Below are 25,270 nucleotides of genomic sequence, written 5' to 3'. Positions count from 1 at the left end.
AATTACATTATGATAAAATGTAATTTAGAGAAAATATTTATAGTTATAAAACTATTAATATAAATTTTCTCCTAAAAATTTGATTCTATAAAAGTTAACCAAATTATATTACTAATTCTTTTATACTATAACGCTAAATCTTAACACTTCTTATACTTTAATATACTATAAATAATACTTTAAAGTATATATTTAATTTTGCCAATAAATCAGCTTTTATTATGTAAAATAGATTATATTAATCTATAAATTACAATATTTCTATAATAACATAAATACTTAATTAAGTACTATAATCTATTTTAATAAAAATAAAAAGAAAAATATATGCTATTTTTCTTCTCTATTTATGTATTTAATACTTTCTTAAGATCTTAAGAAAGTATTAAATAAAATAGTCCATAGTAATTATGTCGCTTTTCTTAATTTAAAAATAAATTTTTGACGTATTTTGGACGTTTCAAAATGGAAGCTTAATTTTTTCAAAGGTTAACTATAAAAACATCATTTTTAGTCCAAATAAAATTAATATTATTCCACCTATATAATCTGCATACTTACTAATTAGTTCTATTTTACTCAAACGTTTAGAAATTATAAAAGCTATTGTACACATAACTAATGTTACTAATCCTATTATTAATGTATACATAAGCAGTTTAGTAACGTCTGTTCCATGTAAAGTTGCAAATCCTACAACCATTGCGTCTATACTTACAGATATGCCTAATAAAAAATACATTTTAATATTTAGTAATGGACACTGTCCTTCATTCTCCATTCCTTCCTTTATCATCATTACCCCTACTACAGCTATTATCATTCCTCCTATAATAGAAGGTACTGATGCTATATTTTCTGAAAAAAGCTTTCCAGAAAATCCACCCAAAAAGGATAGTAAAAACTGAAAGCATCCAAAAGAAAGAGAAAAAAACATCTTATTTTTTATTGTAGCTTTTTCATTTAACCCTATACATAATGCTACTCCAGAAGCATCTAAGGACACTGCTATTGCAATCCACATAACTTGACTAATGTTCATCTTAGCCTCCAAATAATATTAATAAAAGCTTGTATACTTATATATATTTACTACAATACTAATATTATGATTTATTGCTATCTTATTGTCAATAATTCAATAAAAGTATATAATTTTCTTATGGCTTTACAAAAATGAGGTGATAACTTGATTTCAATTTATAAAAGTAATTTAGAAGGCGAAGTTGAAAATATTGATTCAATTGAAAATGGTAGTTGGATTAATATGGTTTCTCCTTCCGAGGAAGAATCATTATTAGTGTCTCAAAAACTTAACATTCCCTTAGATTTTATAAAATCAGCCTTAGATGAAGAAGAGCGTTCCCGTATTGAAATAGAGGAAAACTGTACCTTAGTAATTGTAGATATACCATTTACAGATATAGATGATAATTCACTAACCTACGATACATATCCATTAGCCATAATTCACACTGAAAATAATATAATTACTGTTTGTCTTAAAAATAGTAAAATTATTTCTGATTTTATTAAAGGCAAAATTTCTTCTTTTTATTCCTTTAAACGTTCTAGATTTATGCTTCAAATATTATTTAGAGTGGCAAGTTATTTTTTACTATACTTAAGACAAATAAATAAAAAAAGTATATTAGTTGAAAAAAGCCTTTACAAGTCTATGAGAAATAGAGAATTAATTCAATTATTGGCACTTCAAAAATCTTTAGTGTATTTTTCAACCTCACTAAAATCTAATGAAATTACATTAGAAAAATTACTAAAACTAGAAATGGTTCAAAAGTATGAGGAAGATAAAGATGTGCTAGAAGATGTAATCGTAGAAACTAGACAGGCAATTGAAATGTGTAATATATATAGTGATGTTTTAAGTGGTACTATGGATGCTTTTGCATCTATAATTTCTAACAATCAAAATATGGTTATGAAGTATTTAACCTCAGTTACCATAGTATTGTCTATTCCTACACTAATTTCTGGAATGTTTGGAATGAATGTAGGCGGTGTACCTTTTGGTGAAAATGGTAGTGGTTTCTTAATTGTAGGAGCAATTATTATGGCTATTACAATAGTAGTAGCTATAATACTGAATAAAAAAGATATGTTTTAAAGCTGTGCCATTTAGGTAGAGCTTTTTTTAATTTTATATTTTCAATGTAATATCATATTAAATATTCATTAAATTATTCAATGTTTATCTCTTCTTTTTTTTAAAGTAGATAATATTATTAATATTAATGATATCAATAATGATATAAAAGTATACTCATTAGTACTTAAAATCATACCTATCGACATAATTATTGAAAATATAATTGCTATTTTTAGAAAAAATCTATCAAATCAATCATCGTAATCTCCATTTTATAAAGTCTATATTTAAACTATAATCATATTATTAAAAATTATATTTTAGCAGCCTTTTTATTAAATAATTGATATATCCTAGTTTTTTAGTTCTATATTTATAAGATAATTTTAAAATTTGTTATTATATTATAAACTATTTACTTGTTAATAATAACATAATTATACCATAATCTTAAATTCTAAACATTATATAGTACATAATAATCTCCGAATAAGTTTTATAATATTAATTCTCTGGTACTACAATTGTATTAGGCATTAAATTTAATTCTCCGTATAAAAACATTTAACTAAATTTTTAATAATCTTTTTAGTAAAACTACCAATAAATAATTAGAAAATCTTATAAAATATAAAATTATTATTATATTTTTTAGAAATAATATCACCAAATTCCAAATCACCCATATACTAATTTTAGAAATACTAAATAAAGAGGTTGAATATGTATTATCATAGAAATATAAATACCAGAAGTGATATGGATAATATGAGTAATATGAATAACATGGATAACATGAATAATATGAGTAATATAAGCAATATGAATAACATGACCAACATGAATAGTATGAATAATATGGGTAGTATGATTACCTATGTTAGATTACTTCATGCATCACCTAATGCACCTATTGTAGATGTATATGTAAATGATAAGCTTCTAGTGAGAAATTTTAACTATAGAGAATTTACTGATTATGTTAAATTAATGCCTGGAACATATAATATAAAAATTTATAGATCTACCAACGGTAAAAATTTATTATATAATAATAATCTAACTATTCCTGGAAACACAATTTTTACTGTAGCGGCTATTGGAGATTTTCCTGAAAGTTTTGAATTATATCCTATAGAAGAAAAATATAATGGAGTAAATAATATAAACAAAGCAAAAATTAGATTTGTTCATTTAATTCCAAATGGTCCGCCAGTGGATGTAACTATTCCTGTAGGAAATATATTATTTGGAAATGTAATGTATAAAGATATAACAGATTATATTGAAATGACACCTGGAATATATACTTTTGAAATAACATATCCAAATAGTACTACAAATATATTATATATACCTAATATAAGACTTCGTGGTGATAGATTTTATACTATTTATGCTATAGGACTTGTAGGAGACGAACCTGCACCGCAAGTATTAATACCGCTAGATGGTCTTACATATTTAAAGCATTAATTTAAATATGTAATTTATTTAAATGAATTTTGCAAGTATCTTTCAAGCTGTAAATTGCAGTTTGAATGTTTCCCCCATAAAACTTATTTATAATTAGATGGGCTAGCAAAAATTGCTAGCCATTTTTTATTATTTAAAATACATATTAATTAATTTCATCTTACCATATCTATAGGGATACAATGCGAAAAATTTAATATATACTCTAGAAAAATAAATTTTCTATAAAAATAGCTTAAATCCTTAGAAATTAAGGATTAATAATAAAGAATGAAGAATTCAGGAAAAAATTCACTAAAGATGAATTTCTTAAAGTAAAATTTATTTTAAGAAAACTCCAAAAGCTTTAGCCGTGAAGTTTTAACCATAATTATTCATCCTTAATTCCTAATTTTTAATACATAAACGAGAATTTTTGTTGTGAGAATTAAAATCATGCATAAGTTAAATTTTGGTCAAGAAACCCTATATTTATATAATATTATTTTAGCTTAACATTCAACTTCAAATGGATTAATGCTGTGCATATTGAAGCTTATATAAATTGCTATATAAACCTCCTTTTACAAGAAGCTCTTCATGCTTTCCAACTTCTCTGATTTTTCCTTTATGAAGCACTATAATCTTATCTGCATTTTTAATAGTTGAAAGTCTATGAGCAACAATTATAGTTGTTCTTCCTTCTGTCAATTTTCCTAATGCATCTTGAATCAAACTTTCTGTTTCTGTATCTATATTTGCAGTTGCCTCATCCAAAACTAATATAGGTGGATCAAAAGCTAATGCTCTAGCAAAAGCAACCAGTTGACGTTCTCCTTGAGAAAAAGTAGAACCTCTTTCATTTACAGGAGCATCATATTTTTCTGGAAGTTTTTCTATAAATATATTAGCATTAACATATTCACATGCTCTTATAACTTCTTCATCACTGATATTATCATTATTTAATCTAACATTACTCTTAATGTCACCAGTAAATAAGAATACATCCTGTAATACTGTTGCTAAATTTCTTCTCAAATCTTCTTTTCTCATAGTTTTTATATTTACACCATCAATTAATATTTCACCTTTTTGAATATCATATAATCGACTTATTAAGCTTATTATTGATGTTTTTCCTGCCCCAGTAGCACCTACAAAGGCAATAGTTTCTCCTATATTTATTTTAAAACTTACATCTCTAAGCACCCAATCTTCATTATTATAGGCAAACCAAACGTTCTTAAATTCTATTTCTCCTTTAAATCTCTGTATTTCTACTGGATTTTCAGGATTTTTAATTGTAGTATCAGTATCTAAAAGCATAAATATTCTTTCAGATGATGCCATAGCAGACTGCATAATATCAAATTTCTCAGAAAGGTCAAAAATTGGTTGAAAGAATTGTTGAATATAGCTGACAAAAGCATATAGTACTCCTATATGAATGTCAGTATTAAGCACTGCTTTTCCTCCTGCCCAAATTAATATAGCTAATGCTATTTGATATATAAAGTCCATAACTGGTCTGAATATAGCAAATACTTTAATCTGCTCCATTGCAGCTTCAGAATAAGAAGTATTTATATTATCGAATTCCTTATACTTTTTATCTTCTTTACTATAAATTTGAACTATTTTCATCCCATTTATATTTTCAGCTAAAGATGAGTTTATTCTTGAAAGTCTAGATCTAACCTTTCTATAGGCCTCTCTATCATATTTTTTAAATATATATGATACTAATATAATTAATGGCAATGTAACTATTGTTATTAATGCCAACTTTACATCTAACAAAAACATAGCAATTATTATTCCTGTAATTAAGAAAAAATCTTTAAATAAATATACTAATACTGAAGTATACATTTCATTTAAAGTTTCTACATCATTAGTAACCCTTGTAACTAATCTCCCTACAGGATTTTTATCAAAAAATGATAGTGATAATCCTTCTACATGTCTAAACACAGTATCTCTTATATTATATACAATTTTTTGACCTGTATATTGCAATATGAAGATTTGAATATAATTTAATATAAATATTAATATTGAAATAACTAATATATATATAGCCTTTCTACCTACAGATGAAAGATTGCCACTTCGTAAAATTTTAACTTCTTTCTTAGAAATCTTATAGGCTGAATAAGTATTTTCTCCTTGTATTAATCTTTCTCCATCTATGGTATATGGACCATTTTCCTTTATCTCTCCATCTATTACATAGACTTTTTTATCATTGTATACTAAGGAAGCTCTTCTACCTTCTAAAGAATCATTATTAACTACATAAAAACCATCTTTTAATTTTATACTATTATTTACTGCTTTTTCTGTAATTATATAGCATGATTTATCTGGATTTATGTCATTATCTATAGCAGTTTTAATAATATATGGTCTTAATAAATCTAAGCAAGTTACTATAAACATTATTACTATAACACCTAATATATGAAGTTTGTATGGCTTTGCAAATTTAAGGAGTCTTTTCATGAGCTTTGAATCATATTGTTTCATCAAGCTTTCTTCTTCTAAATTAAAATTTTCCATACTTATACCTCCTCCGCCATAATTGCTTGCTCAATTTGTTGCTTTTCATAAATATCCTTATAAATACCTTCTTGATTTTTAAGTTCATCGTGCTTACCTCTTTGTACAATTTCACCTTCATCTAATACAATAATTTGATCTGCTTCTTTAACTGCTGAAATTCTATGAGAAATTATTATAGATGTTTTATTTTTCATTATCTCATTAAGATTCTCTAATATTTTTGCCTCAGTTTTAGCATCAACTGCTGACAGACAATCGTCTAATATTAAAAGTTCAGGATTTTTAATTAGTGCCCTAGAAATAGAAATACGTTGTTTTTGTCCTCCTGATAAAGTGACGCCTCTTTCTCCTACCATTGTTTTAAATTGTTCTGGAAAATCTATAATATTCTCATATATATCTGCATTTTTAGTAGCTTCATAAACCTTATTCATATCTAACTCATCAAATGCCAAATTCACATTTTCTGCAATAGTGGTAGAAAATAAAAATGGATCTTGAGATACAAAACCTATATTATGTCTTAAAGTATTTAACTGAATTCTATTTATGTCTTTGCCTGCAATAAATATTTTTCCATTAGGTATATTATAAAGCCTCAATAAAAGATGAACTAATGTACTTTTACTACTTCCTGTACGTCCTACAATTCCTAATGTTTCTCCTTCCTTTATATTAACACTTATATTCTTAAGTGCAGGATGAGTAGCTTTAGGATAAGTAAAAGTCAAATCTTTAATTATTATATCTCCTTTAATTGACTCAACTTTATGAACATATTTATCAATAATTTCAGGTTTTTGATTTAATATTTCCTCAACTCTTTCTAAGGATGCAAACCCTCTTTGAAGTACATTTATTACCCATCCAACTGCCATCATTGGCCATACTAAATTTCCTAAATACATATTAAAGGCTACAAATTCACCTAAGGATATATCCCCGAGAATAACAAATACTCCTCCTACTGCAACTAATACCACAAAACTTAATGAAGAAATAAGTTCTATCAGTGGAGAAAACACACCCCATATTCGTATAAAATCCATATTTGCTTCAAAATTATTTTGATTTTCCTTAGCAAATCTTTCAAATTCTTTTTCTTCTTGTACAAAAGACTTAATAATTCTAATTCCCGAGAAGTTTTCTTGAACTAAATCAGTGAGCTTTGAAAAGCATTTTTGAACTCTCATAAATTTCCCGTGTATTTTTTTACCAAATTTTCGTGATATAAGTGCAACAAAAGGTAATGGAAGCAGTGCTAATAAAGTTAATTTTACATTTATACTTAACATTATAAATAAAGTAGCTATAGTTAGTACTAAAGCATCAAAAAACATTATAACACCTTGTCCCAAAGCCATTCTTATAGCATTTAAGTCATTGGTGGCTAGTGCCATTAGATCCCCTGTCTTATTTTCATTATAAAAATTTGTTGAAAGCTTCTGTAAATGCTTAAAAAACTTACTCCTAATATCATACTCTATCATTCTAGACGTGCCATTAATATAAATTCTCCACATAAAACGACCTATAGACATAGTCACAGCTATTATCATCATATAGAGAATTGCTTTAGTAATTGTACTAGTAGTAGCATTTCCTTGTGCTAGACTGTCTGTTAGCCCTCCTAAAATCTTAGGTGGAATAAGCTGAACAATATCCACTACAATTAAAAAAAGAATACCTATAAAATATCTTTTTTTGTATTTCATTGTATATTTCAGTAGTGACTTTAGCTTTCTCATTAATTTGCCCCCTTTCAATTAAATATCTAAATATTGTTTTAAAATTTAGAATTTTCTATAAACCCCATAATATTATGCTATAATATTTTTTTATAGTTTTCAATAATTTATTTCGAGCCTCGAATTTTTCACAATATTCAAATAATTTAAAGTAAAAAATCCATGAAAATCATGGATTTTTAATCAGAATATAAATCACTATATATTATTTTAAAAACTTCTAATGCCTCTTCAATTTTACCTCTAAGAAGTTCTCTTTTATTCTTAAATTCAATTTCTCCTTCTTTGGTTAACTTGTAAATTTTCTGCATTTTCTTTTTAGAATCATCCCAATGTCCTTCAACATACTTTTCCTTTTCTAATTTTTTTAATAGTGGATATATACCTCCTGTGCTTGGAAGCCATAATCCATTAGTTTTCTCTCCAATTTGATGAGAAATATCATTGCCATTTGTTGGACCTAAACTTAATATATACATAACATATATCGGCAGAAGCCCCTTCGTAAATACTTGACCTACCGCTTCATTTTCATTTTGTACTTTACGAAGTTCATTTAATTTTTTCTTATATTCTTCATATAATCGCTTTTCTTCTGCCTTAATATCGGGAAAAGAATTAGCCATTTAATTATTCCACCTCATAGAAAAGTACACCTAAAAAGCCTGGGCCACTATGAACTCCAGATACAGGACTTATATATCCACCGAAATTAACACTGTTTGCATTGGGATGTCTAGATATCTCCTCTATAATCCTTCTAGCTTCTTCTTCTGCTTCTCCGTGAATTACGTAAATATCACATTTCTTTTCATCTAGCATCTCATTGCCTATAGCAATCATTCTATTAATAGATTGTTTTCGTCCCCTAACCTTATCATATGTTGCATAAGATCCCTCTTCATCTACATGAATAATAGGCTTTATATTTAAAAGTTCTGCAATAGTTCCTGCAACTTTTCCTATTCTTCCACCTTTTTTTAAATATTCTAAAGTTCCAACTACAAAGAAGGCATGCGCTCTTTTCTTTATTTCCGGTAACTTTTTAACTACTTCATCAAAGCTCATACCTTTTTCTATCATTTTAGCCGCCTCTAAAATAATAACTGACTCTCCATAAGATATAAGTTTTGAATCAAATACATGAGTCTTTATAGAAGGATACTCTTCACTCACCAGCTTCAATGCATTATATATTCCTGATAATTTACTAGATAAAGTTACTGCAATAGCATGAGTATATCCCTCTCTTTCTAGTTTTTCAAAAACTTCCTCCATATCTTTCATTGAAGGCAATGACGAAGTAGGAACCTCCTTTTCAAATGATTTATATATTTCTTGAGGTGTTATTTCTATTCCATCTTTAAATTCTCTATCTTTAAAGATAATTCTAAAAGGTAGAACTATTATATTATATTTATCTATCATTTCTTTATTTAAATCTGAAGTACTATCTGTAATTAATGCTATTTTTTCCAAATATATCACTCCTAAAAACTAAAATTCCATTTATTATTACTTAATAATATTATATATCACTACTGATAGTATTATCAATAGTGATATATAATATTAAATCTAAAATAATTTTTTATAAAAAATAAGGTACTCTATATTCGTCCGCAAACTACCTTATTATGCTAATGAGATATAATTACTATTATCTTTAATAATTTTTTAAATAATATTCAATTTCTATATAGATATACTACTTCTAAATAACAGTGAAAATAGCTTAAATGCATTAAAATGCATTTAAGCTATTCTTTTTTCCTATGAATACATATTAGCAAATACAGGTGAAAGAACTGTGATTTCAAAATTTACGAAAGTAATTAATTGTTGTTTATATCCACTTAAACTATTAAGTATATTTAAAATCACACTTTTATAATCATAACTTTTTAATTGAATTTATTTAATAAACTAATTTTATTATTTTTTATATTTAAAATTTTTATTAGGCATTTTACAGTTAAATATCTTTAAATTTCTATATGTATATACTATAATTTATTGTGCTTCATAAAACACTACCGCTATAAATCCCGGTCCACTATGTACTCCAGATACTGCACTTACATATCCACCAAAATAAGCTCTATTTATATTAGGATGTTTCTCATATTCAGCTAAAAGCTTTCTAGCTTCTTCTTCTGCTTCACCATGTATAATGTATATATTTTGCTTATTTTTATCTAATAATTCATTTCCAATTGATAACATTCTACTAATAGATTGCTTTCTACCTCTTACTTTATCCCGAGTATAGTAATGCCCATGATCATCAACTGATATTATCGGTTTTATATGTAAAAGCTCTGCTATTGTTCCAGCAACTTTTCCTATTCTTCCACCCTTTTTTAAATACTCTAATGTACCAACTATATAAAAGCCATTTGCTTTCTTCCTCATTTCTGGTAACTTAGCAACTATTTCATCAAAGCTTGACCCACTTTTTATCATTTCTGCACATTCCATAGCTATTGCTCCATGTGCATAAGAAATTATCTTTGAATCAAAGACATAGCTTTTTATAGTTGGATGATTTTCACTTGCAAGTTTAACAGCATTATAAAGTCCTGATAATTGACTAGATAATGTGATTATAATAGCATGAGTATAGTTTTCGCTTTCCAGTTTTTTAAATGTATCTTCCATATCTTTCATTGATGGTAAAGAAGATGTTGGTATTTCTTTATGTAGATTTTCACATATTTCCTTTGTTGTTATATCTACTCCATCACTAAATTCTCTGTCCTTATATATAATTCTAAAGGGAAGTATATTTATATTATACTTTTCTACAAATTCTTTTGATAAATCACTCGAGCTATCTGTTATTATTGCAATTTTTTCCAATATCAATCACTCCTTAAACTTAAAGTCGTAATACATTATATATCACTATTGATAGTTATATCAATAGTGATATATGTCAAAAAAGATAAATATTTTAAAATTAACAAATTAATTAGAAAATTTAATCTAAAGTTAACAATTATTAATAATAATTGTTAAAAAATCTACTAAAAAATAAAAGCTTCAGTAATACTTAAATTACTAAAGCCTTTATTTTAACACTTGAATTAAATATAATAATTTACCTGTTTAAAGGAAATTTTATAATAAATTTTAGTAAATGTCCATACTTTAATTAAAATATTAAAGTTAAATATATAATTTTTTATAAATATTATATTTTAATCTATTATAGTGGATCTAAAAAGAACACTAATATATTAATTATTATAATATGCTACTTTTAAATTTAATCTATGAATTCATATAATTATACTATTAAATTATTTAAATTTACATTAATATGAAATTGGGAATTGACTATTAACCAATCTCTTAAAATCATTTTTAAATTTCTTTTTTTATACTTTTGTAAAGCTCTTCTTCACTGTCCGCTTCTATAAGTTTTCCATTAACTCTGGTAATTAATTTTCCTCCACATTTATCACAAGCACCTATACATTTATTTAATGTAGTCTTATGTTCAGGAAAATCTTTTTTTATTTTTTCCATTACTCTTTCATGCCCTTCATTGTAAGCACAAAAACTTATTTTATTTTCTCCCATTTTTATTCTCCTCTAAATAATGAAAAATATAGTTAAAGTTAATATTTCAACTAACTCATTTATTGCCCCTAAAGTGTCTCCTGTTAATCCATTTATTTTATGCTCACAAAGTTTATTAAATAATAAAGTTATAATAATTGCAGTAAAAGTTAAAATTACTATATCTTTAAGACTAATAAATATAAATTGCAATAATAAACATATTACAGCTGTCACTACTATATTTATAGTTTCTATATTTCCAATAAATATATTACCTGTACCTGTAGATTTAGCATTTTTCCCTATTGTAGCTAATAACACCACTGAAAATCTTGCTATGATAGGTGCCACAATTATTATTTTAGGTACATATGAATCTATTGCTAATTTTATTAAATTATACTTAAATAATAAATCCAAAATTATAGCTACACAAGAATATACTCCTATTCTACTATCTTTCATTATATCAATAATTTTTTCCTTGCCACCTTTGAAAGCAAAAAAGCCATCACAAACATCACCTAAACCATCTAAGTGTAATGCTCCTGTAAGCAGCACAAATGTTAATACTACAAAAATGGCTGTTATACTAGAAGGTAGATATTTATTTAATAATAAATATACTAAATATTGAATCCCTCCTACTATAAAGCCTATTATTGGAAAAAACATGGCTCCTCTTCTAAAATTTTCATTACTACAATCTAATTGAAGGTTAACAGGTATTCTAGTAAAAAATTGAATATATAATAAAAAATCATTTATATATTTTTTCATAACTTACTCCTAACTTAAGCATCTTCAAAAAAATAACTAGTCAATATACTAGTCTATTTTATTTCAAATGTCTTATTTTAATTTTAATGGTAATCCACAGGTTACAAAATAAACTTCATCAGAAAGTTTTGCTATAAATTGATTAGTAAATCCTGCTATATCTCTATAAATTCTACTCAATTTATATTCAGGTACTAATCCACTTCCTACTTCATTAGTAACCATAACTAAAACCTTATTTTTTTCTTTAGCCATTAAAATAAGTTTTTCAAATTCTTTTTTAATATTGTCTTGTATTCTATCTACTTCTTTCATGGTTATATTATCAAAATCTAATTCTTTATCAAATAATAAATTAGTTACCATTATTGTTACACAATCTAATAATATATTTGGTTCCTCTATATTTTCTATAGCTTTATGTAAATCTCTATATCCCTCATAAGTCCTCCACTTTTGATTTCGTCCTTTTTTATGTTTGTCTATTCTATTTTTCATTTCATTATCTGTTACTATAGCTGTAGCTATATATAATACATCATCTCTCTTATCAAAAATACTTTCTGCATAACTACTTTTACCACTTCTACTACCTCCTGTAACTAATATTACTCTACTCATTTGATACACCCTACTTTCCTTATAAAAATTTATTATGAATTATTCCATCTAAGAATAAATTTTCATATTCGTATTTTACAATTGAAACATCTCCATTCCTTGAAGAAAATTTCCAAAATAAATCCATATTTTCATTCATAATATAAGAGTATATGGCCCTTATTACTCCACTATGAGTTACAACTAGCACATTTTCACAGGTTAAGCTTAATATATCTTTTAAAAAATTAGATGCTCTATTGTATAACTCTATATAGCTCTCTCCATTAGGAGGTACAAAACCCTTCCAATCTTTTTCCCATATATCACATTCCTCAGGATAGCATTTTAAAAGTTCTTCATAACTTTTCCCTTCAAACTCTCCAAAGTTAGTTTCATTTATTCTTTTATCTATAATTATTTTATTATTTTTTTCTAATCTTTTAAATTTTTCACCTAGTATTATCTTAGAAGTCTCATAGGTTCTTTTTTTATTACTTAAATAAACCACATCTAAGTCAATTTCTTTAAAAAAGGTATTTAATTTTTTTGATTCAATTACTCCTTTTTCCGTTAACCCTTCATCTATTGTACCATAAAATACTTTATTTTTATTTTGAATAGTTTCACCATGTCTCACTAAATATATGTTCATATAAACACCCCTACATGTACTTATATAGATGTATTACCTTTAAATTTAATCTATATACTTATATTATTATGTTGTTAATTATTTGAATTTCTACCTTATATAATTGAGAATTATTGATACTTCTCTTTTATAAGAGAAGTTTTGAATTCATTTCTTTTTAAAGTGGCACAATCACTTTTATTGAATAATCTATTTGAAGAAATTAATTTGCAAAATTAATTTTCACTATAATTGTCAATTGACCATTTTCAACTCTCCATTGATTAAAGTTGTAAATTAAAATATTTAAAGGTGTAGCTATATTCAGCTATGCATTAATTTTTAAGGTAGTTTATCTATACATACTTTATATTACTTTTTTCATATAAAAAACAACATTACGGTGAAAAACTATAATTTATTATTAAAAAATCGTGACAGTGCCACGATTTTTTGATGTAAAATTATAATTGATACTATATTTATATTAATGATTATTTCATACTATTATATATAGTTTCTAAATTATACTTCATAGCTTCTATATAGCTTAGTCCATCTTCACTACTATGAAGTGTATATATTTTTTCAGTTTTTCCATTCACTTCACGAGCTAGTGTTTCTGATATTTGAGGACTAACTAAATTTTCAACGAAAACTGTAGTTATATTTTTCTCTTTACATAAATCAGTTAATTCTTTAAGCTGTTTAGGAGACGGTTCTCCTTCTGCAAATACTCCCTCAATGCTATATTGATTTAACCCAAAGTCTCTGCATAGATATCCAAAAGTTTCATGACCAGTAACAAAATTTTTATTTGAAATTTGTTGAAATTTACTCTTATAATCATTGTACAGATTATCAAGTTCTTTGGCAAATTCATTATAATTTTTTTCATAATAATCCTTATTATCACTATCTACTTCTATCAGTGCATTTTTTATATTATTAGCTTGGAATTTTGCCATATTTAAACTAAGCCATAAATGAGGGTCGTAAGCACCGTGTTCATGCTCTTCTTCTTTATGATCTCTTTCTTCAATTTTAATAAAATCTCCATCTTTAGATGTATCTACAATTTTTAACTTAGTATTCTTTATAACTTTTAGAACGTCATCTTTCCAATGTTCCATATCTAATCCATTTAAAACTAGTAGATCTGCTTTTTCTAAACTCTCTAAATCCTTTGCTTTAGGTTCAAAATCATGTGGTTCCACTCCATCTGGAACAATAGTATATACATCTATCTTTTCTTTTCCTATTTCCTTAGCAAATTCCTCCATTGCATAAAAGCTAGCTACTACTTTTATTTTATCATTTTTTTCTGTATTGATATTATTATCTTTATTATTGCAGCCTATTAAAGACACTGAGAACATTAATACCAATATGTAAGTAATAAATTTTTTCACTATAAAAACACACCTTTCAATCGAAAATGATTTGCATTTGCACACATTTGCTTATTATAGTATAATTAACAAGCCTTGTAAATATAGAGACATATTCTATTGCAAATTATTTGCATTTACATTATTATTATATTATATATCTTTAATAATGTAAATTATTACAAGATAAATATATAAAAAATACTTTAAAAATTTCTATTAAACTAACTATTTTTAAGCATTTAGCTTATATCTATAAAAATTTGTAACTTATTTATATTTTAAGATATAAACTTATCATATTCACTTGTCTACAATCAACTTGTATATTAAGTGCTATCTAATTATTATCAATAAAAATGTCTTTTATTCAAATTTCCTTTTATTGTTATTAAAAGTTATTAGATGGATAAGATTATAGAAGTACATAGTTAAGTTTAGTAAAAGGAGATTAAATATGATAAAAATAAATAATTTGAGTTTTTCTTATAATAATATTAAACCTTATATGATAGATAATCTAAATCTTTATATAGAAGATGGTAGCTATGTTTCTATAATAGGTGAAAATGGTAGTGGTAAAACCACTATAGTAAAACTAATACTTAATATTTTAAAACCTATTAAAGGAGCTATATCAATTAACTCAAAAAATATAGGATATGTACCCCAAAAAATAGATGGTTTTAATTCGCAATTTCCTATAACTGTATATGAAGTTTTAAATATACATAGGAAAACTCTTAAAATAGCTGACAAAAAAGTTATAGATGAGTCACTTAGAGCTGTTAATATGGAAAAATATAAAAATTCTCTAATAGGGGGACTCTCAGGAGGACAACAACAAAAAATTTTCATTGCTAGAGCTATTATGGGTCAATGTGATTTATTAATATTAGATGAGCCTTCTACAGCTTTAGACGAAAAGAGCATAGCAGACTTATATAGGCTAATCAAGCATTTAAATAAATCTCATAACATTACTATACTTTCCATAGAACATAATATAAAAATTGCGTTAGAAAATTCTTCTCATATATACTCTATGAATAATGGTAATGGTGTGTTATATACCATTAAAGAGTATAAAGAAAATTTTGATTTAAATTAGGAGGCTACTATGTTTCAATACGAGTTTATGCAAAATGCTTTTATAGCTGCTATATTTATTTCTATTTTATGCCCTTTAGTTGGCGTATTTTTAGTACTTAAAAGGTATTCAATGATGGGTGATACCCTAGCTCATAGTTCCTTTGCCGGAGTGGCTATAGGTCTAGTTACGGGATATAGCCCTATACTTTGTGCATTCATATTTACTAGTATATGTGGATTGTTGATTGAACTATTAAGAAATTATTACAGAAAATATGCAGAACTAATCCTACCTATAGTTTTAACCTTAAGTATAGGTATTGGTATCACTCTCGTTAGTATGGGAAAGACTAATGCTAATATAAATTCATTTTTATTTGGAAGTATTTTAACTGTAACCAAGGATGATTTATTTATCATGCTAGTATTAAGTATTATTTCAATTTTAGTTTTATATAAGCTATATAATAAATTAGTCTATATAACCTTTGATGAAGAAGGTGCAAAAGTAGCTAACATTAGAGTAAAACTTATAAACTATGTTTTTGCATTACTAGTAGGTGCTACTATTTCTGTTTCTATAAGAGTTATGGGAATATTAGTTATGTCTTCAATGATAGCTCTTCCTGTGGCAACTGCTCTTCAGCTTAATAAAGGTTTTAAAAAGACTATGATTTTTTCAATAATTTTTGGCTTTATAGATATTATTTTAGGGCTAATTTCTTCATATTATTTAAACTGTGCTCCAGGTGGTACAATAGCATTAATTTCTGTATTCATTCTTGTTATAACTATAGTATTTAAAAGCTTTAGAAAATAAATATGTATTTCTTATGAAATACATATTTTTTTATTTCCTATACTTTTAAATCTAAAGTATATAATTATAAAGTAAATTCTTCCTTCAAAATACTAAATCTATATCTATTAATGTACTTACCCCTTCATAATCTATCTTTTCTCATTATACCTTCCTTAATAAATCCACATCTCTCGTAGCTTTTTATAGGATTTCTATTATCATAATCTACTCTTAACCATATTTTTTCTAGTTAAAAATCATTAAATTCTATTTGTAACATACTTTTTATTGCTAAACTTCCATAACCTTTGCCTAAAAAGTTTTTATCTCCTATAGCAACACCTAATTCAGCATTTTTATTCACTCTGTTAAAATTCTTTAAATCTGTCCATCCAATATATTTTCCTTCTTCTGTGATTATTACTTTTTGACAGTATCTATTTTCACGACTCACGCAAAGTTTAATCCATTCTTCTGTCTCCTCTTTTGCAAATGGCGGATATTTATCTGGAATAGTTAAAAATTTCATTACGTCTTTATCTTGTGAATTAAAATACCTTAGAGATATACATTAAGTTTTAACGTAGTTTGCCTATATATAGAACTGTACTACTTCCCAATTTAATTTATAGCTTTATATAATTGTGTTGCTAAATTATTAAAACTTCTATCTTATATAATTGTGAATTCAAAGTTCGAACTATAATACTAAAAAATACTAATTATTTTCACATATATATTAATTTTATAGCTGGTATATCTATATAATAAATAAGAACTACTATAAAATATATTTTATAGTAGTTCTTATTTATTATTTTAATCTTGCAGTTAAAAACATCGTTTTCATGCCTAAAGCAGTAAATTTTGCTTCATATTCTGTTACAACATTGTCCTTAAAATCACTATTATGAAGGTCATAGGTCATATATTCTATTTCAAATCCACTTTCTTTAAAGTAATCTATGGAATCCTTAAAAAGTTCTGTATCATCAGTTTTAAACCAAATTTCTCCACCTTTTTTAAGAAATTTCTTATACTGTGCTAAAAATTTAGTATGAGTTAATCTTCTTTTATTATGTCTCTCCTTTGGCCAAGGATTACAAAAATTAATATAGATTTTACTTATTTCATCCTTATCAAAAACATTATCTATTAACATGATGTTTAAAGGCATCAATCTAACATTTATATCTTTATCTAGTATGCTTTCATCAGCTCTAGCTTCTTTAACTTTTCTTAAGGCATAAACTAATACTTCATCTTTTAAATCTATGCCCACATAGTTAATATTAGGATTCATTTTTGCTCTATTGGCAATATGTCCTCCCCTACCACAACCTAATTCTAAATGTATTTCATTATTGTTTTCAAATTCTTCTTTCCACTTTCCTTTGTGGTCATATTGATTGAAAACAACTACTTCACTACTCTGCATTTCTGGTCTTGCCCAATGCTTTTTTCTTAAGCGCATATATTCCTCTCCTTATGTATAACAAAATATTAAATTACTAATCCCACTAAATTAGTCAAAAATGAAAATAGGTAGTTTGCTGGCATCTGAACTAAATAAGTCAGTAATGATCTTCCACCACCAAGTACAGGCGCAATTAATAATATAAAAATAATTAATTGATATCCATATATTTTATCTGATATTTTATAAAATTGACGTGGAAATAAATCTTTTAATATATGAAATCCATCAAAGCCTGGTATAGGAATTAAATTTAAAAACAACCAGAAACAATTATAATAAGCTGTCAAATACACTATTGTATTTATAATTGAACTTAATTTAGTATTTGGAAGCATCTTTCCTAATATTGCCAATACAATTATAGCTACAATTGAGCATGCTAAATTTGCTAATGGTCCTGCTATAGATATCTTCAAATCATCTTTATAATAATTCTTTAAGGCATTTGGATTTACTTGCACTGGTTTAGCCCAGCCAAATCCCCAAAATAAAATCATGAAAAATCCTAAAAAATCTATATGTGCAAAAGGATTTAATGTTAATCTACCTTGATATTTAGGGGTATTATCTCCTAATTTAACTGCAACCCTTGCATGAGCATATTCATGAAAAGTAAATGCAACTAATATTGCTGGTATCATTAATACTTTTCCTAACAAATCAATTCTCATTAGAACGTCCCCTTTCTACTTGTAATCAAAAAAAATTGATTATCCCTATAATTATATCAAAATAATCTACTATAGAGAATATCTTATAAAAAATAATTTTTTACACTATAAAGATATTAATATATGCTATATAGGATTCCACAATAAAAATTTAACTTATACATGATTTTAATTTTCATAACAAAAATTCTTTTCTATGAATTAAAAACTAAGAATGAAAAATGAAGAATTATGGTTAAAACTCCACTGCTAAAGCCTTTGGAGTTTTTATAAATTTTATTTCAAGAAATTCACCTCTAGTGAATTTTTTCCTGAATTCTTCATTATTAATTGTTAATCCTCAATTTCTAAGGATTTAAGCTATTTTAGAAAATTATTTTCCTAAGTATTTTAAGTTTTTATATTGGACGCCTATATATAACCTTTATTTCAAATTTATAAATGATTTTAATCTTTTAAATATAAATTCTATAACTTAATTTTAGAAATTAAACTTATCTGTAATAAAATTATAAATTATATCTTCATAAGCAAACTTTAAATATAATATTATTAATTTATAAATAAAGACTATGAAAATTCATAGTCTTTATTTATAGGCAATAATTTCTATATTATCTCCACTTTTAGTTACTACACCATTGTTCTGAAATTGAATAAATTCACCTTCATAAATTGTTTCTTTGTTTGACTTTTGTTCTCTAACAATTTTATTATCTTTATCATGTATGTATATATTACCTTCAGCAGAAATATATATATTTTGATTTTCTGAAGATACATTTAAAGCTATTTGTTGCCATTGTGAAGTATCTTCAGTAATACATCCATAGAATATCTTATTAACCAAACCGTTTTCTAATCCACCTATATAGATTTTATCCTCATCATCTCTACCTAATATGGTAATTCGCTCATATTCTGGGAAATACAACACCTCGCTAGTTTGAGACGAATAAACTTGATTATAAACCTCACCTTCATAAAGTAATATGTCTTCTCTTCTTAAAAGCTCCATATTGCTTATATGTCTAGGTACAGTATATGTTTTATTCATTGTACCCATTCTATCAATTCTATATATACTGCTTACATTTTCACTATCTACTATCTTCACATAAGTAAGGCCTGTAAGTGTTGATACTGCAATATCTTCTACTATTGCACTTTCTTCATTCCAATCAAACTCTTTAATTAATGATTTATCTTTCTTTTTTACATCATAAGAATAAAGAGTTAATTTACTTGAGCCATAGTTTACAATCTTCTCAACAAATAATACTCTATTTCTATCTGGTAACCATTTATAGAAGCTCACTTCAGCATCTGGTTCAAGAGTTATTTCGTCAGTTTGTCCATCTTGTACCTTTACTACTGTTAAAACATTATTTTTTATATAGGATAAATATTTACTATCATAAGATACAGAAATTTTATTTGCATCAGATGGAATTTTAATTTTACTCTTTTTCTCTTCTACCTTTTCTTCTACTACTTTTTTACCCTTTATTTTACTTTCTAAACTTAAAAAGTTATTGTCAATATAATAAAATCCAACACATTGAATTCCTAAAGATATAGCCATCCAAAGTGTTAATCTTTTTATTATCTTCATACTATTCTCCTTACTTATGTTATTTTTCTACATATATAGCTGACGGAACTGCTCTTTCACCTAATGAATCTGATGGACTATTAATTACTTCTCCTTTGTAATACATTGTAGAAGATGATCCACCATCTAAATTGCTAGCATTATAAGCTCCATACTCATACAATACGTCTTGGACTTCTTTTAATGTAGCTCCTATACTATTTGTTTGTCTACCATCAATAACTAATAGTATTATTGCACCATCTTTTCTCTGACCTATGGCTGTTCTCGGTGCAATTCCCCATCCGCCATCTCCATTAGTAATCGCCTTTTGTCCATCAACTATTAACGCAGGTCCAAAGCTAACTGCTTCTTTCGCTTTATGTTGTATCAATTCATTTAAGCTATAGCTACCTACTAGTAGAACTCCATCTTCAGTAATTGCTACTACTTCTCTTTGCTCATCATCACTACTTAAATCATTATATTTAATATCACCATTACTCATTATTATACCAGTAGGCTTTGCACCAGTGCCTGTCCACAATGATCCTGTAGCTTCATCTGTAAATCCACCACCATTTATTGCTGCAATAGCATCATTATTTTCAGCTATTTCACTGGTCGTTTGGCCTTCTACTTCTAATTTTTCACTATACCCTACTTTAACTCTTGTAGCATCATTAATAATTAATACATAACCTGTAAATTTATTACTATTTACTTCAAACCTTTCAATTGTTTTATCATTTTTATTACTAACAATAACTTCTGTTTCCGCGTCCTTCTTTTGAGATAAATTAGTTACTGCCTGTTCTTTTAATATTTTATTAATTGTTTCTTTACTCAAAAACAACTCTGCAATCCACTGGTGACTTAGAGTTGTCATAGCTGTAGTTACAAGCGTATTTCTTACATTCTCAAAAGGTCCATAATAAGCTAAAAACGGAGCGGTTATTCCAGTAAATACTATTTGAAAAAGTATAAAACTAATTATGAATTTAATTTTATTCTTTTTCTTAACTGATTTTTTAGATTTTCTTACGTTCATTTTAACCTTCCTTTATTAGATAATTTATAGTGAGCATCATACTATAATAAAGTGTTAAATTCCATATGTTATATAGTTTATAGTATTTTTCTTTGAAAGTCATTAGATTGTTATTAGAAATATTAATTAATTTTATGTATTTATATTTTATCATAATACTATTTACTCACATATATAGTATAAATTTGTATCAATTCCATTACAAAAGTAAAAACACATTATATAATATCGTAGAAATTGAAAAAATTCAATTATAAAGTAGGACATTCTACTTTATAATTGAATTAAATTCTCTGTAAATCATTAAAAAACTACAATTTTTGAGCAGCTTCAAAAGCTAATGGAGATCTCTCACATTCATCAAATTTTAAAGTTACTTGATAACAAAGTTCGCTCCCCTTCATTTTCTCTGAAGCATAACATAATCCATTTGATCTAGCGTCCATAAATGGATGATCTATTTGATCTGGATCTCCTATTAAAATTAGTTTTGTACCTATTCCTACTCTTGTTGTAATTGCTTTAATTTGTTTAGGTGAAAGATTTTGAGCTTCATCAATTATAAGCCAATTTTTTACTATAGAACGTCCTCTTAGATAAGCTACTGCTTCTGTAGTTATTATTCTTCTATCAAATAATTCTCTTATTTTATCCTGTAATTCCTTTTCATTTTTATATCGTTCTTTTTCATCAGAATCCACCAATATCTCAAGATTGTCAAAAACAGGTCTCATAAATGGAGCTATTTTTTCTTCTTCCGTACCAGGTAAAAAACCTATCTCTTCGTCCATGGTAATATTGGGCCGACATACTAAAATTCTTCTATACTGACCTGTGTTTTCCTCTAATATTTTTTCAAGTCCTGTAGCTAAAGAAAATAGTGTTTTAGCTGTACCTGCAGGGCCTTTTATTATAACTAATGGTGCTTTGGATGGCTCTGTACATAATGCTTCAAGCATAAATTTTTGGCCTACATTTCTCGGAGAAATTCCCATAGGTTTAATATCTTTATAATATAATGGAACTACTTTTTTACCATCAAATCTTCCAAGTGCTGTTTGTTTAGAATTTTCCATGGAATGCATTAAAACAAATTGGTTAACATATAACTGTGGTACATAATATTCTTCTTTATCTTCATTGTAGTAAAGCATTGATTCTATATCTAACGACTTTTTATTATAAAACTCTTCAATTTTATGTGATGGAACATACACCTCTATTCTTCCTGTATATTGATTATAGTCTTCTGGAACTACTTTCTCATAGAAATCTTCACTTTTTATATCCACTATATCTGCTTTAATTCTTTCAAAAGTATCCTTAGTTATTAAAATTACATCTTCGCCCTTTTCTTTTAATCCCTTACAAAGTTGGATTATTCGATTATCCGGCTTACTTTTGTCCCAAGATATAGGAATTTCTGTATCATGATGATTCATTTCTACTCTCAAAAGTCCACCACAAGGTAGCCTAACTCCTTTATTAAGTTGGCCTTCTCCTCTAAGGGAATCAATTAATCTTGATGCTTGCCTAGCATTTGCTCCTAAATCGGTCTTATCCTTTTTAAAGTTATCTAGCTCCTCAAGCACAATTTCTGGTATTACCACGTCATTGTTCCCAAATGATAATAGTGCTGTGGATGAATACAGAATAACATTAGTATCTAAAACATAGGTCTTTTTCAAAATCTATACTCCTCCTCTCCTATACTATTAATATATGTTTTATTTGCAATAAATGAATAAATATATTATATTTTACATGGAAAAATTTTTATTATACTAATTTTCTAAATAATTATTGATAATGGATAATTTTTATTATATAATAATAGTAATCTTAAAATGAGGTTGATGATTATGTTAAATTTTACACAAATTTTTAAGGAAAAAAAATTAAAACTTACCCCTCAGCGTATAGCTGTATATAAGTATCTATGTTCTACTAATGAACATCCTTCAGCAGAAACAATATACAAAGCACTGCAAGAAGAATATCCTACAATGAGCCTTGCCACAGTTTACAAGGCATTAAAAGTTTTAGTATCTGTGAACTTAATTCAAGAAATTAATGTAGGTGAAGGTAACTTTAGATATGATGGTACTATTGAACCACATTCACATATTCAATGTGTTAATTGTTCAAAAGTTGATGATATTAAAGGTGTATCTTTCTCCAATTTAAATGAAGAAGTTAAGGAATTTACAGATTACAGTGTTTTAACAAATCAAATATATTTTTATGGATTATGCAGTGAATGTAAAGCTGATAATGAATCAAAAGTAGAGTTAGTATAACTAACTCTACTTTTTTTAATAAATTACTTATTTCTAATGTTATAAAATAATTTTAATTTTTTAGCTTTTTTTACAATGCATACATTCTCTGTTATCTCTTACTTTAAACCTTCTCCTAAATACTTTAAGTTCTAATTTCAACTAAATATAAACTTTTCATAATCAATGATTCTACTAATTATCAAAGACTTTCAAATATATATAATACTACTTTATTTACCCTATTAAAATAATTTAATTAAATTCACTTTTTATATTTAATAAAAAAACTTGTCCTATAAATTAATAGATCTTCATATACTTTAGTGGGGGTGACTTTGGTGAAATCAATTAAAAATTTTGTTAAGAGAAAATACAGCTATATAGTATTTATAATTGTTCTTATAATTACAGCTATAATTTTTATATTAAATAAAAATAAAAATTCATTACCTACATTTTTTACAATAGATAATAATAAAATAGTTAATGAAGATTTGAATGGAGATGGATATAAAGATGCTCTTTATATAAAAACTGATGACAATAACTATCTTGTTCAAATAAATTTAAGTGATCAAATTAGTTATAGTCTAAATCCTAATAAAGATATTCCTACATTAGGTGAGCATAAAACCTATTGGCCTATGAAAGTTATACTAGAAGATGTGTCTAGGGATAATATAAAAGAAATATTTATTCAGTCTTCTATAAACGAAAAATCTATTCAACATATTTTTCGTTTTAATGGAGAAGGCTACGAAAACATCTACTCTTCATATTATAATATCTTAGGATTTATAGATAATAAAAATAATAAAACCCCTAAAATTGTAACTGGAAATTTTAAAAATAATGAAACTAAATTAGAAAATCATATATTTATAAATGATAAATTTAAAACCTTTGAATATTCTTATCCTGACAACTATATAGGAAATAAGTTAATACGTGATTTTATAAGCTTTATTGAAAATTTTCCAAGCATAAATACTAATATTCCCAATTATTTCAGCACTTATATAAGTGGTAATGAGCTTTCTATGGTATATCAACTTTCATCTAAAAATACAGCTTATCACTTTCAAGATGGTTTTTTTAAAGAGATTAGTTATGATTCTCAAGATAGACCTCTAGAGGTTAGATGGACATTAAACTTTAAAGGAATTGAAAAAAATGACTATAAAGTAATTAATAATTATACTATTGATCTTATGCTAGCTAAGAAAGCTTTTGAGCGTGAATACATGATAACATCAATTAATGTAAGAAAGTAAAATATAGCACAAAAAAGGGACCATTTAAGGTCCCAAGGGGGATGGGGGGTTTAACTAAAGATGTAAAAACTTTAGTTATGGAGATTTCAACTCCTATTACATTTATAATTTTAACCAATATGTAATATTTTATTCATTAAAACAAATTTTATTTTTTCTTAATATATC

At 26.0% G+C, this 25,270-nt stretch carries 23 protein-coding genes; 6 read left to right on the top strand and 17 right to left on the bottom strand.

The features are described 5' to 3' along the window. Nucleotides 1-493: 493 nt before the first annotated feature. Complete coding sequence (locus ACY1IQ_RS15660) at nucleotides 494-1,042, bottom strand: manganese efflux pump MntP (RefSeq protein WP_461614843.1); 549 nt, start codon at nucleotides 1,040-1,042, stop codon at nucleotides 494-496. Between the two features lie 147 nt (nucleotides 1,043-1,189). Here ACY1IQ_RS15660 and ACY1IQ_RS15655 point away from each other — a divergent pair, with 147 nt between their 5' ends. Together ACY1IQ_RS15655 and ACY1IQ_RS15650 are read left to right on the top strand one after the other, a co-directional pair. After that, nucleotides 1,190-2,128 carry a magnesium transporter CorA family protein gene (locus tag ACY1IQ_RS15655; RefSeq protein ID WP_461614842.1) on the top strand — a complete coding sequence of 313 codons (939 nt, stop codon included), beginning with the start codon at nucleotides 1,190-1,192 and terminating at the stop codon, nucleotides 2,126-2,128. Nucleotides 2,129-2,833: 705 nt separating this feature from the next. Next, on the top strand, nucleotides 2,834-3,586 hold the full coding sequence (locus ACY1IQ_RS15650) for a DUF4397 domain-containing protein (RefSeq protein WP_461614841.1): 753 nt from the start codon (nucleotides 2,834-2,836) through the stop codon (nucleotides 3,584-3,586). A gap of 513 nt (nucleotides 3,587-4,099) precedes the next feature. Here ACY1IQ_RS15650 and ACY1IQ_RS15645 read toward each other — a convergent pair. The 10 genes from ACY1IQ_RS15645 to ACY1IQ_RS15600 all read right to left on the bottom strand — a co-directional run bounded on the left by ACY1IQ_RS15645 (nucleotide 4,100) and on the right by ACY1IQ_RS15600 (nucleotide 14,877). Then, nucleotides 4,100-6,130, bottom strand: a complete 2,031-nt coding sequence (locus ACY1IQ_RS15645) for an ABC transporter ATP-binding protein (protein ID WP_461614840.1) — start codon at nucleotides 6,128-6,130, stop codon at nucleotides 4,100-4,102. 2 nt (nucleotides 6,131-6,132) lie between these two features. Continuing rightward, nucleotides 6,133-7,881, bottom strand: a complete 1,749-nt coding sequence (locus ACY1IQ_RS15640) for an ABC transporter ATP-binding protein (protein ID WP_461614839.1) — start codon at nucleotides 7,879-7,881, stop codon at nucleotides 6,133-6,135. 179 nt (nucleotides 7,882-8,060) lie between these two features. After that, complete coding sequence (locus ACY1IQ_RS15635; protein WP_461614838.1) at nucleotides 8,061-8,507, bottom strand: PadR family transcriptional regulator; 447 nt, start codon at nucleotides 8,505-8,507, stop codon at nucleotides 8,061-8,063. 4 nt (nucleotides 8,508-8,511) lie between these two features. Then, nucleotides 8,512-9,360 carry a DegV family protein gene (locus ACY1IQ_RS15630; RefSeq protein WP_461614837.1) on the bottom strand — a complete coding sequence of 283 codons (849 nt, stop codon included), beginning with the start codon at nucleotides 9,358-9,360 and terminating at the stop codon, nucleotides 8,512-8,514. A gap of 534 nt (nucleotides 9,361-9,894) precedes the next feature. Then, nucleotides 9,895-10,743, bottom strand: coding sequence for a DegV family protein (locus ACY1IQ_RS15625; RefSeq protein WP_461614836.1), 849 nt, complete (start codon nucleotides 10,741-10,743; stop codon nucleotides 9,895-9,897). A gap of 507 nt (nucleotides 10,744-11,250) precedes the next feature. Continuing rightward, nucleotides 11,251-11,469: a DUF1450 domain-containing protein gene (locus tag ACY1IQ_RS15620; protein WP_461614835.1), complete on the bottom strand. Its 219-nt coding sequence runs from the start codon at nucleotides 11,467-11,469 to the stop codon at nucleotides 11,251-11,253. Between the two features lie 12 nt (nucleotides 11,470-11,481). After that, nucleotides 11,482-12,231: an adenosylcobinamide-GDP ribazoletransferase gene (gene cobS / locus ACY1IQ_RS15615; RefSeq protein ID WP_461614834.1), complete on the bottom strand. Its 750-nt coding sequence runs from the start codon at nucleotides 12,229-12,231 to the stop codon at nucleotides 11,482-11,484. A gap of 72 nt (nucleotides 12,232-12,303) precedes the next feature. Beyond that, a complete protein-coding gene (gene cobU, locus ACY1IQ_RS15610) occupies nucleotides 12,304-12,861 on the bottom strand; it encodes a bifunctional adenosylcobinamide kinase/adenosylcobinamide-phosphate guanylyltransferase (RefSeq protein WP_461614833.1) in 558 nt (185 codons plus the stop codon). 10 nt (nucleotides 12,862-12,871) lie between these two features. Continuing rightward, on the bottom strand, nucleotides 12,872-13,486 hold the full coding sequence (locus ACY1IQ_RS15605; protein ID WP_461614832.1) for a histidine phosphatase family protein: 615 nt from the start codon (nucleotides 13,484-13,486) through the stop codon (nucleotides 12,872-12,874). Nucleotides 13,487-13,959: 473 nt separating this feature from the next. Beyond that, nucleotides 13,960-14,877, bottom strand: a complete 918-nt coding sequence (locus tag ACY1IQ_RS15600) for a metal ABC transporter substrate-binding protein (protein ID WP_461614831.1) — start codon at nucleotides 14,875-14,877, stop codon at nucleotides 13,960-13,962. A 436-nt stretch (nucleotides 14,878-15,313) separates the two neighbouring features. On the opposite strand from ACY1IQ_RS15600, the gene ACY1IQ_RS15595 reads away from it, so the two are divergent. Both ACY1IQ_RS15595 and ACY1IQ_RS15590 read left to right on the top strand, forming a co-directional pair. Then, nucleotides 15,314-15,967, top strand: a complete 654-nt coding sequence (locus ACY1IQ_RS15595) for a metal ABC transporter ATP-binding protein (protein WP_461614830.1) — start codon at nucleotides 15,314-15,316, stop codon at nucleotides 15,965-15,967. 9 nt (nucleotides 15,968-15,976) lie between these two features. Next, nucleotides 15,977-16,768: a metal ABC transporter permease gene (locus tag ACY1IQ_RS15590; RefSeq protein ID WP_461614829.1), complete on the top strand. Its 792-nt coding sequence runs from the start codon at nucleotides 15,977-15,979 to the stop codon at nucleotides 16,766-16,768. A gap of 232 nt (nucleotides 16,769-17,000) precedes the next feature. Here ACY1IQ_RS15590 and ACY1IQ_RS15585 read toward each other — a convergent pair whose 3' ends face one another. From ACY1IQ_RS15585 to ACY1IQ_RS15560, 6 genes are all read right to left on the bottom strand, one after another. Further along, nucleotides 17,001-17,318 carry a GNAT family N-acetyltransferase gene (locus ACY1IQ_RS15585; RefSeq protein WP_461614868.1) on the bottom strand — a complete coding sequence of 106 codons (318 nt, stop codon included), beginning with the start codon at nucleotides 17,316-17,318 and terminating at the stop codon, nucleotides 17,001-17,003. A 246-nt stretch (nucleotides 17,319-17,564) separates the two neighbouring features. Next, nucleotides 17,565-18,224: a tRNA (guanosine(46)-N7)-methyltransferase TrmB gene (gene trmB, locus ACY1IQ_RS15580; protein WP_461614828.1), complete on the bottom strand. Its 660-nt coding sequence runs from the start codon at nucleotides 18,222-18,224 to the stop codon at nucleotides 17,565-17,567. 29 nt (nucleotides 18,225-18,253) lie between these two features. Then, entirely contained in the window at nucleotides 18,254-18,901 is a 648-nt protein-coding gene (locus ACY1IQ_RS15575) for a site-2 protease family protein (protein WP_461614827.1), read from the bottom strand. Between the two features lie 589 nt (nucleotides 18,902-19,490). Then, nucleotides 19,491-20,516, bottom strand: a complete 1,026-nt coding sequence (locus ACY1IQ_RS15570) for a hypothetical protein (RefSeq protein ID WP_461614826.1) — start codon at nucleotides 20,514-20,516, stop codon at nucleotides 19,491-19,493. A gap of 19 nt (nucleotides 20,517-20,535) precedes the next feature. Then, a complete protein-coding gene (locus ACY1IQ_RS15565; RefSeq protein ID WP_461614825.1) occupies nucleotides 20,536-21,546 on the bottom strand; it encodes a phosphodiester glycosidase family protein in 1,011 nt (336 codons plus the stop codon). 311 nt (nucleotides 21,547-21,857) lie between these two features. Beyond that, nucleotides 21,858-23,234: a PhoH family protein gene (locus tag ACY1IQ_RS15560; RefSeq protein WP_461614824.1), complete on the bottom strand. Its 1,377-nt coding sequence runs from the start codon at nucleotides 23,232-23,234 to the stop codon at nucleotides 21,858-21,860. 174 nt (nucleotides 23,235-23,408) lie between these two features. Between ACY1IQ_RS15560 and perR the strand changes: the two genes are divergently transcribed. Both perR and ACY1IQ_RS15550 read left to right on the top strand, forming a co-directional pair. Continuing rightward, a complete protein-coding gene (perR, locus tag ACY1IQ_RS15555; protein ID WP_461614823.1) occupies nucleotides 23,409-23,846 on the top strand; it encodes a transcriptional regulator PerR in 438 nt (145 codons plus the stop codon). Nucleotides 23,847-24,166: 320 nt separating this feature from the next. Beyond that, the gene (locus ACY1IQ_RS15550) at nucleotides 24,167-25,102 is read left to right on the top strand and encodes a VCBS repeat-containing protein (RefSeq protein ID WP_461614822.1); all 936 of its coding nucleotides are present in this window, start codon (nucleotides 24,167-24,169) and stop codon (nucleotides 25,100-25,102) included. Nucleotides 25,103-25,270 lie beyond the last annotated feature (168 nt).

The organism is Clostridium sp. Marseille-QA1073, from assembly GCF_054863625.1.
This window is presented reverse-complemented; position numbering and strand designations above follow the sequence as displayed.

Coding starts and splice junctions, on each gene's coding strand:
- ACY1IQ_RS15660 (WP_461614843.1), bottom strand. CDS start 1,042: ATGAACATTAGTCAAGTTATGTGGATTGCAATAGCAGTGTCCTTAGAT.
- ACY1IQ_RS15650 (WP_461614841.1), top strand. CDS start 2,834: ATGTATTATCATAGAAATATAAATACCAGAAGTGATATGGATAATATG.
- ACY1IQ_RS15645 (WP_461614840.1), bottom strand. CDS start 6,130: ATGGAAAATTTTAATTTAGAAGAAGAAAGCTTGATGAAACAATATGAT.
- ACY1IQ_RS15640 (WP_461614839.1), bottom strand. CDS start 7,881: ATGAGAAAGCTAAAGTCACTACTGAAATATACAATGAAATACAAAAAA.
- ACY1IQ_RS15635 (WP_461614838.1), bottom strand. CDS start 8,507: ATGGCTAATTCTTTTCCCGATATTAAGGCAGAAGAAAAGCGATTATAT.
- ACY1IQ_RS15620 (WP_461614835.1), bottom strand. CDS start 11,469: ATGGGAGAAAATAAAATAAGTTTTTGTGCTTACAATGAAGGGCATGAA.
- cobS (WP_461614834.1), bottom strand. CDS start 12,231: ATGAAAAAATATATAAATGATTTTTTATTATATATTCAATTTTTTACT.
- ACY1IQ_RS15605 (WP_461614832.1), bottom strand. CDS start 13,486: ATGAACATATATTTAGTGAGACATGGTGAAACTATTCAAAATAAAAAT.
- ACY1IQ_RS15595 (WP_461614830.1), top strand. CDS start 15,314: ATGATAAAAATAAATAATTTGAGTTTTTCTTATAATAATATTAAACCT.
- ACY1IQ_RS15590 (WP_461614829.1), top strand. CDS start 15,977: ATGTTTCAATACGAGTTTATGCAAAATGCTTTTATAGCTGCTATATTT.
- trmB (WP_461614828.1), bottom strand. CDS start 18,224: ATGCGCTTAAGAAAAAAGCATTGGGCAAGACCAGAAATGCAGAGTAGT.
- ACY1IQ_RS15575 (WP_461614827.1), bottom strand. CDS start 18,901: ATGAGAATTGATTTGTTAGGAAAAGTATTAATGATACCAGCAATATTA.
- ACY1IQ_RS15570 (WP_461614826.1), bottom strand. CDS start 20,516: ATGAAGATAATAAAAAGATTAACACTTTGGATGGCTATATCTTTAGGA.
- ACY1IQ_RS15565 (WP_461614825.1), bottom strand. CDS start 21,546: ATGAACGTAAGAAAATCTAAAAAATCAGTTAAGAAAAAGAATAAAATT.
- perR (WP_461614823.1), top strand. CDS start 23,409: ATGTTAAATTTTACACAAATTTTTAAGGAAAAAAAATTAAAACTTACC.